The 6,842-nt window shown below is 75.5% G+C and carries 7 protein-coding genes and 2 pseudogenes; 6 read left to right on the top strand and 3 right to left on the bottom strand.

Annotated features, from left to right (window positions below):
- Both ACWEVO_RS25595 and ACWEVO_RS25590 read right to left on the bottom strand, forming a co-directional pair.
- Positions 1–604 (bottom strand): annotated as a pseudogene (locus ACWEVO_RS25595) (hypothetical protein); the annotation flags it as partial.
- 70 nt (positions 605–674) lie between these two features.
- Positions 675–1,637, bottom strand: a complete 963-nt coding sequence (locus tag ACWEVO_RS25590) for a GNAT family N-acetyltransferase (RefSeq protein ID WP_452310058.1) — start codon at positions 1,635–1,637, stop codon at positions 675–677.
- A 79-nt stretch (positions 1,638–1,716) separates the two neighbouring features.
- Between ACWEVO_RS25590 and fdxA the strand changes: the two genes are divergently transcribed.
- The 5 genes from fdxA (at position 1,717) to ACWEVO_RS25565 (ending at position 5,598) form a co-directional block, all read left to right on the top strand.
- Positions 1,717–2,043 carry a ferredoxin gene (gene fdxA, locus ACWEVO_RS25585; RefSeq protein WP_089005361.1) on the top strand — a complete coding sequence of 109 codons (327 nt, stop codon included), beginning with the start codon at positions 1,717–1,719 and terminating at the stop codon, positions 2,041–2,043.
- A complete protein-coding gene (gene dapC, locus ACWEVO_RS25580; protein WP_452310060.1) occupies positions 2,040–3,146 on the top strand; it encodes a succinyldiaminopimelate transaminase in 1,107 nt (368 codons plus the stop codon). The genes fdxA and dapC overlap by 4 nt, the downstream gene beginning before the upstream one ends.
- Before the next feature lie 67 nt (positions 3,147–3,213).
- Positions 3,214–4,257, top strand: a complete 1,044-nt coding sequence (locus ACWEVO_RS25575; protein ID WP_452310059.1) for a prephenate dehydrogenase — start codon at positions 3,214–3,216, stop codon at positions 4,255–4,257.
- A 46-nt stretch (positions 4,258–4,303) separates the two neighbouring features.
- Entirely contained in the window at positions 4,304–4,951 is a 648-nt protein-coding gene (locus ACWEVO_RS25570) for an SIMPL domain-containing protein (protein WP_452310057.1), read from the top strand.
- Positions 4,951–5,598: a nucleoside/nucleotide kinase family protein gene (locus ACWEVO_RS25565; protein ID WP_452310056.1), complete on the top strand. Its 648-nt coding sequence runs from the start codon at positions 4,951–4,953 to the stop codon at positions 5,596–5,598. Before ACWEVO_RS25570 ends, ACWEVO_RS25565 begins: the two co-directional genes overlap by 1 nt.
- A gap of 45 nt (positions 5,599–5,643) precedes the next feature.
- Here the strand turns inward: ACWEVO_RS25565 and ACWEVO_RS25560 are convergent, their stop codons facing one another.
- Positions 5,644–6,213: a sugar O-acetyltransferase gene (locus tag ACWEVO_RS25560; RefSeq protein WP_452310055.1), complete on the bottom strand. Its 570-nt coding sequence runs from the start codon at positions 6,211–6,213 to the stop codon at positions 5,644–5,646.
- 132 nt (positions 6,214–6,345) lie between these two features.
- Between ACWEVO_RS25560 and ACWEVO_RS25555 the strand changes: the two are divergent.
- Positions 6,346–6,842, top strand: a pseudogene (locus ACWEVO_RS25555) (S8 family serine peptidase); the annotation flags it as partial.

Below are 6,842 nucleotides of genomic sequence, written 5' to 3'. Positions count from 1 at the left end.
CGGCCCGCTTGGAGGTGCGGCGGGAGCCCGACCCGGTCCGGCGTGCCCCGGAACCGCGGCCGGCGGCCGATCGGGTGGTGGGGCGGCCTTCCCGCAGGGCGCGGACGAGGGCGTCGACGAGTTCGGGTTTGCGCATGTCGGCGGTGCCGGTGATGCCGCGTCGGCGGAGTCGGTCGCGGAGCTGGTCGACCTTGAGTCGGGCGATCTCGCTCTCGTTCACCTCGGGGGTGTTCGGGGTCTGGTTGCCCGGCTGCTCACCGGTCCCGCCGCGCCGGGAGCCGGCGGCGGGACGCGACCCCGAGCGGGCGGCGCTTCGGGACCCCGGGCCGGAACCGCCCCGCGCGGCAGCGCCGCGTCCGGTGGCCGACCGGGTGGTGGGCCGGCCCTCGCGCAGGGCGCGGACGAGGGCGTCGACGAGTTCGGGTTTGCGCATGTCGGCGGTGCCGGTGACGCCGCGTCGGCGGAGTCGGTCGCGGAGCTGGTCGACCTTGAGTCGGGCGATCTCGCTCTCGTTCACCTGGGGGGTGTTCGGGGTCTGGTTGCCGGGGGCGTTCTTCGTCGCCGCCGAGCCGCCTGCGCGCCCCGATGCGCTCTGCCTGGCCATCGAGCAGGTCCTTCCTTCCGGGGTACGGGCTTACCTCCGTACCCTCGATGACCTGGCGAAACCCTCTGGCTCAGTCCGGGGCGACCCGGGTCAGGTAGGTGTGGTGGGTGGTGAAGCCCAGGCCGCGGTAGAGCGCCACGGCCGGGGTGTTGCGCTGCTCGACCTGGAGGAAGGCGTGCGTGGCGCCCTCCGCCACACCCCAGTCGACCAGGGACCGGATGATCCGCCCGGCCAGCCCCTGCCGGCGCGCCTGCGGCACCACCTCGATCAGGGTGAGGCCGAGCCAGCGACCGGCGCCGGTCACCGTGCCCCGGCCGACCGCGATCAGCCGGCCGTCCGCTTGGACGTGGGCGAAGCGGATCCGGTCCACGGCGGTGAGCACGTGTCGGGCCGCGTCCGGCAGGCCGCCCTTGCGCCCGGCGGCTAGGGCCAGCCACTCCTCGGACGGCCCACCGGCCAGCTGCACGGGGGGCAGGACGGCCCGTCCGGCCGGGGCGGGCGGCAGCGTGGCGAGCGACACGGTCTGTACGAGCACCAGTGGTCGGCCCTCGCCCCAGCCGCGGGCGTCCAGTTCCGCGCCGACCGGTGCGGCGAGCGGCAGCGGGGTGTTGACCATGGCGGGCTGGCCGCGCTCGGCGTACCACCGCTGCACGGCGTCGATCGCGGCAGGCAGCGGGCGGTCCGGGTCACCCACCGGGAGTGCCGAGTTGGCCCGGCCGGTCCAGCTGTCCGCGCTGCGCAGCAGCCAGTCACCGAGCCGTCCGCGTACCGGGGCGGGCCACGCCTCGTCGGCGGCGAGTTCGAGGGCGGTCACCGCGGCGGCGGTCGGCCGGCGCGCCGCCGGCACCCGCCGGGCCCGGTGGACCTCCCCTATGGGGACCCGGAGCCGACCCTTGTCGGTGGCGAGAGTGATGTGGCTCTCGCTCAGCTCGACGAGGTCGCCCAGAGCGTCGGTGAACAGCGGCCGGCCTTCGCGAATCCCCACAATACGGCGGACCACGATCCGGTGTCCCACGTCCTGCTGTCGGAGCACGATCGACCTCCTCCCCGGCGAGATACTAGGCTCTTACCGGTCGCGGTGATCGCGACGAGTCTTGCGGAGGAGAAGACCGGTGACCTACATCATCGCCGAGCCCTGCGTAGACGTGCTCGACAAGGCCTGCATCGAGGAGTGCCCGGTCGACTGCATCTACGAGGGCAACCGGATGCTCTACATCCACCCCGACGAGTGCGTCGACTGCGGTGCCTGTGAGCCGGTCTGCCCGGTCGAGGCGATCTTCTACGAGGACGACGTCCCGGAGCAGTGGAAGGACTACACGGGCGCGAACTACGAGTTCTTCGAGGACCTCGGCTCGCCCGGCGGTGCCTCGAAGATCGGCAAGGTGGAGAAGGACGCGTCGTTCGTGGCCGCCCAGCCGCCGCGCGGAGAGGGCCACTGAACCGGTCCGCGCCGGTCTCGTCGCGCCTGCCCGCCTTCACCTGGGACACCCTGGACGCTGCGGCGGCGACGGCCGCGGCGCACCCGGGTGGCCTGATCAACCTCTCGATGGGCACGCCGGTCGACCCGGTTCCGCAGGTGATCCGGCGGGCGTTGGCGGACGCGTCCGACGCCCCCGGTTACCCGCTGACCGCGGGCACCCCGGCGCTGCGCGACGCCATCGCGGGGTGGGTGGCCCGGGCCTGCGGCGCGGGCGTCGACGGGCTCGGCGTGCTGCCGACCATCGGCTCCAAGGAGCTCGTGGCCTGGCTGCCCACGCTGCTCGGCCTCGGCCCCGGTGACGTCGTCGTGGTGCCGTCCATCGCCTACCCGACCTACGAGGACGGGGCCCGGCTGGCTGGCGCCACCACGGTGCGCACCGACTCGCTGACCGCGCTCGGGCCGGACCCGCGGGTCCGGCTGGTCTGGGTCAACTCGCCCGGCAACCCGACCGGCCGGGTGCTGCCCGCCGCCCACCTGCGCAAGGTGGTCGACTGGGCCCGCGAGCGCGGCGCGGTGGTGGCCAGCGACGAGTGCTACCTGCCGCTGGGCTGGGACGCCGAGCCGGTCTCGATCCTGTCGCCGGAGGTCTGCGGCGGGTCGTACGACGGCGTGCTGGCCGTGCACTCGCTCTCCAAGCGCTCCAACCTGGCCGGCTACCGGGCCGGGTTCGTGGCCGGCGACCCGGCGCTGGTGGCCGAACTGCTCAAGATCCGCAAGCACGCCGGTATGATCGTGCCCGCTCCGGTGCAGGCCGCCATGGTGGCCGCGCTCGGCGACCAGGCGCACGCCGACGAGCAGCGGGAGCGGTACCGGGCCCGGCGCGAGCGGCTCCGCGCGGCGTTCACCGGCGCCGGTTTCACCGTCGAGCACTCCGAGGCCGGGCTCTACCTGTGGATGACGCGGGACGAGGACTGCTGGGAGACCGTCGACTGGCTGGCCCGGCGGGGCATCCTGGTGGCCGCCGGCGTCTTCTACGGCCCGGCCGGCGCCCGGCACGTCCGCGCGGCGCTGACCGAGTCCGACGAGCATATCGCCGCGGTCGCCGACCGGCTGGGCGACTGATCCTCGGGCGGCGGCGGTGACCCACGGCGGGACCGGACCAGACGTGCCCGACACCGTCGACCCGCCGGTGCCGGACGCGTCCGACCCCGTCGACCGGCCGGTGGCCGGCGTCCGCGCAGCGGTGGTCGGCACCGGGCTGATCGGCGGCTCGCTGCTGCTGCGGCTGCGCGACGCCGGACTCGACGTGGCCGGGTGGGATCCGGACCCGGTCACCCGGGGGCACGCGCGCCGGTGGGGGGTGGCCTGTCCGGACACCGTCCGGGCGGCGGTGACGGGCCGGGACGTGGTGTTCCTCTGCGGTCCGCTGCCCACCCTGCCGGCCATGCTGGCCCAGGTCGCCGCCGCCACCCCGGAGCACTGTGTGCTCACCGACGTGGGCAGCACGAAGGCCGAGGTGGCCGCGGCAGCCACCGCCCAGGGCCTCGGCCACCGCTTCGTCCCCGGTCATCCGATGGCCGGCGCCGACCGGGCCGGGCCGGCGGCGGCCGATCCCGGGCTGCTCGCCGGGGCCGCCTGGGTGCTCTGCCCGGGCCCCACCGGGCTGGCCGCCTTCCGCCGGCTCGCGGCCCTGCTCATCGACGTGTTCGCGGCCCGGGTGGTGCCGATGTCCGCGCCGGAGCACGACGCGGCGGCCGCCCTCAGCTCGCACGTGCCACACCTGCTGGCCGCCGGGCTGGCCGGGGCGGTGCAGCGCGCGGAGCTGCGCGACGCCGTGCTCTCCCTCGCCGCCGGAAGCTTCGCCGACGGCACCCGGGTGGCCGGGGGCCCGCCGCAGCGCACCGCCAACATGCTGCTCGGCAACCGGGGACGGGTGCTCACCGGACTGGCCGCGGTCCGGGCGATGCTCGACGAACTGGCTGACGCGCTGCGGGCCGGCGACGCCGCGGCGCTGACCGCCCGGCTGGCCGAGGCGCGGGCCGCCCGGGTCACGCTGGGCGAGCGGCGCTTCGACGTCCACCAGCGGGAGTTCCCGGCCGCCGTCGACCACGCGGGGGAGCTGGCCTACCTGCGCGAGCTGGGGGCGGCCGGCGGTCACGTCAGCGGCTGCCGGACGAACGGCGGCTCGGTCACGTACACCGCGCGGCTGCCGCACCTGCCCGACCCGGCCTGACCCGGGGACGCGGCACCGGGCCCGGACAGGGCCTAGGGTTGGGGGCATGGTGGACGGACCGGTCGTGTCGGTACGCGGCGAGGCGTACCGGGAGGTGCCTCCCGAGCTGGCCCGGTTCGCGGTGACCGCGAGCGTCCGCGACCGCGACCGGGAGACCACGCTGACCCGGCTGGCCGAGCGGACCGCCGCCGTCCGGGTGCTGCTCGACGAGGCTGGCTCGGCGGTGGAGCGGCGGGAGACCGGCCAGCTCCGCGTCTGGCCGGAGACCCGGCGGTCCGGTGAGCGGGTGGTGGCGTACCACGGCAGCGTCAGCACCACGGTGACGGTCCACGACTTCACCGCGCTCGGCGAGCTGATGCTCCGGCTGGCGGACCAGGACCAGGTCGAGGTGGCCGGCCCGTGGTGGTCGCTGCGCCCCGACAGTCCGACCCACCGTGAGGCGCGGCACGCCGCGATCGCGGACGCGCTGGCCCGCGCCCGGGAGTACGCGGAGGCGCTCGGCGCTCGGGTGACCGCCCTGGTGGAGCTGGCCGACACGGGTGTCGCCGCTGCGCCGCCGATGCTGGCCCGGGCGGCGTTCGCCAAGGGCGGCCCCGGCGCCGCCCCGCCGGAGCTGGAGCTCGACCCGCAGCCGCAGCCCGTGCAGGCGGCGGTCGAGGCCCGGTTCACCATCAGCGAGCCGGTGCTGGGCTGATGCCGCCGGCCCGGGAGCTCTCCCTCGACGCCCTGGTGGCCCGGGCACGCGCCCTGGCCGACGCCGGGCCGCGGCAGCTGCTCGGCATCGCCGGCGCGCCCGGCGCCGGCAAGTCCACCCTGGCCGAGCGGGTCGTCGCCGAGGTCGGACCGTTGGCCCGGCTGGTGCCGATGGACGGCTTCCACCTGGCCCAGTCGGAGCTGGTCCGGCTGGGCCGGGAGGGGCGCAAGGGCGCGCCGGACACCTTCGACGTCAACGGGTTCGTCTCCATGCTGCGCCGGTTGCGCCGGTTGGAGCCGACCTCGGTCTGGGCGCCGGTGTTCCGGCGCGATCTGGAGGAGCCGGTCGCGGCGGCGATCGAGGTGCCGCCCGAGGTACGGCTGGTGGTGACGGAGGGCAACTACCTCCTGCTGCGCGACGACCCGTGGGAGGAGGTCCGGACGCTGCTGCACGAGGTCTGGTTCCTGGACCTCGACGCCGAGCTGCGGGTGCGCCGGCTGACCGCCCGGCACGAGGCGTACGGGAAGACCCCGGAACAGGCGCGCGCCTGGGCGCTGGGCAGCGACGAGGCGAACGCCGTCCGGGTCGCGGGCACCGCCGAGCATGCCGACCTGGTGGTCCGGCTGGCCGAGCCCCTGCCCGAGTGACGGCACGGCCCGGCGCAGCAGCCGGGCCACCACCGCCCGTGAACGTCAGGGCGCCGGCTGTTCCAGGGAGCGGACCGGGCGGGCGGGGTTACCGACCGCCACCACGTTGGGTGGCAGATCCCGGGTCACCACCGCGCCGGCGCCGACCACCGTGTTGGCTCCGACGGTGATCCCGGCCAGCACGATCACGCCACCGCCGAGCCAGGCGTTGTCGCCGATGGTGATCGGTTTCGCCGCCTCCCACTTGGCCCGTCGGGCCTCCGGCTCGACCGGATGGGTCGCGGTGAGGAGCTGGACGTTCGGTCCGATCTGGACGTCGGCGCCGATGGTGATCCGGGCGACGTCGAGGAAGACCGCGTTGAAGTTGACGAAGGTGCGTGGCCCGATGTGGGTCTGCCAGCCGTAGTCGCAGTGGAACGGCGGCCGGACCCAGGCGCCCTCGCCGAGCGAGCCGAGCAGCTCGCGCAGCGCGGCGAGGCGCCCGTCGGGATCGTCGGCGGAGCTGGCGTTGAACCGTTCGGTGAGCCGGGCCGCCCGGTCCAGGTCGGTGATGATCTCGGGGTCGTCGGCGACGTAGAGCTCGCCGGCGAGCATGCGTTCCTTCATGGAGGCCACCGGCAGATCATGCCCCGGCTCGGCCCGGAATCTGTCGGGTCGGCGACTTCCGATTGCATACCCGGTATGTAATTCTAACGCTTCGCATCGATGTCGCTCCCATCGATGAAGACGTCTCCCAAGGAGGAAAGGTTGCTCCGCAAGAGAAGAAAACTGGCCGCGCTCGGCCTCGCCGGCGCTCTGGTGCTCGGCACGCCGGTCACCGCCGCCGCCCGTCCCGCCACCACACCGACCGGCCCGACCGCCGGCCGGCCCGCCCCGACGGCCGGCCGCCCACCGGTCACCGTCACCCTGCTCACCGGTGACCGGGTCACCGTCACCGCCGACGGCAAGGCCGCCGTCCGGTCCGGGCCCGGCCGCACCGGCACCCGGTTCCTGGTCGGCCGGGACCGCGGCCACCTCACCGTGACGCCCCGGGACGCGCTGCCGCTGATCCGCGCGGGGCGGGTCGACCGGCGCCTCTTCGACGTCACCGAGCTGATCTCGTCCGGCTACGACGACGCCCACCGGGACTCCCTGCCGCTGCTGGTGTCGTACCGGAAGGGCCTGGCCGGGCGGGGCGGCCCGGCGGTCGCGGGCACCCGGGTGACCCGCGACCTGCCGGCGATCCGCGGCGCGGCGGTCACCGC

It is taken from the genome of Micromonospora sp. NPDC003776, assembly GCF_053605645.1.
This window is presented reverse-complemented; position numbering and strand designations above follow the sequence as displayed.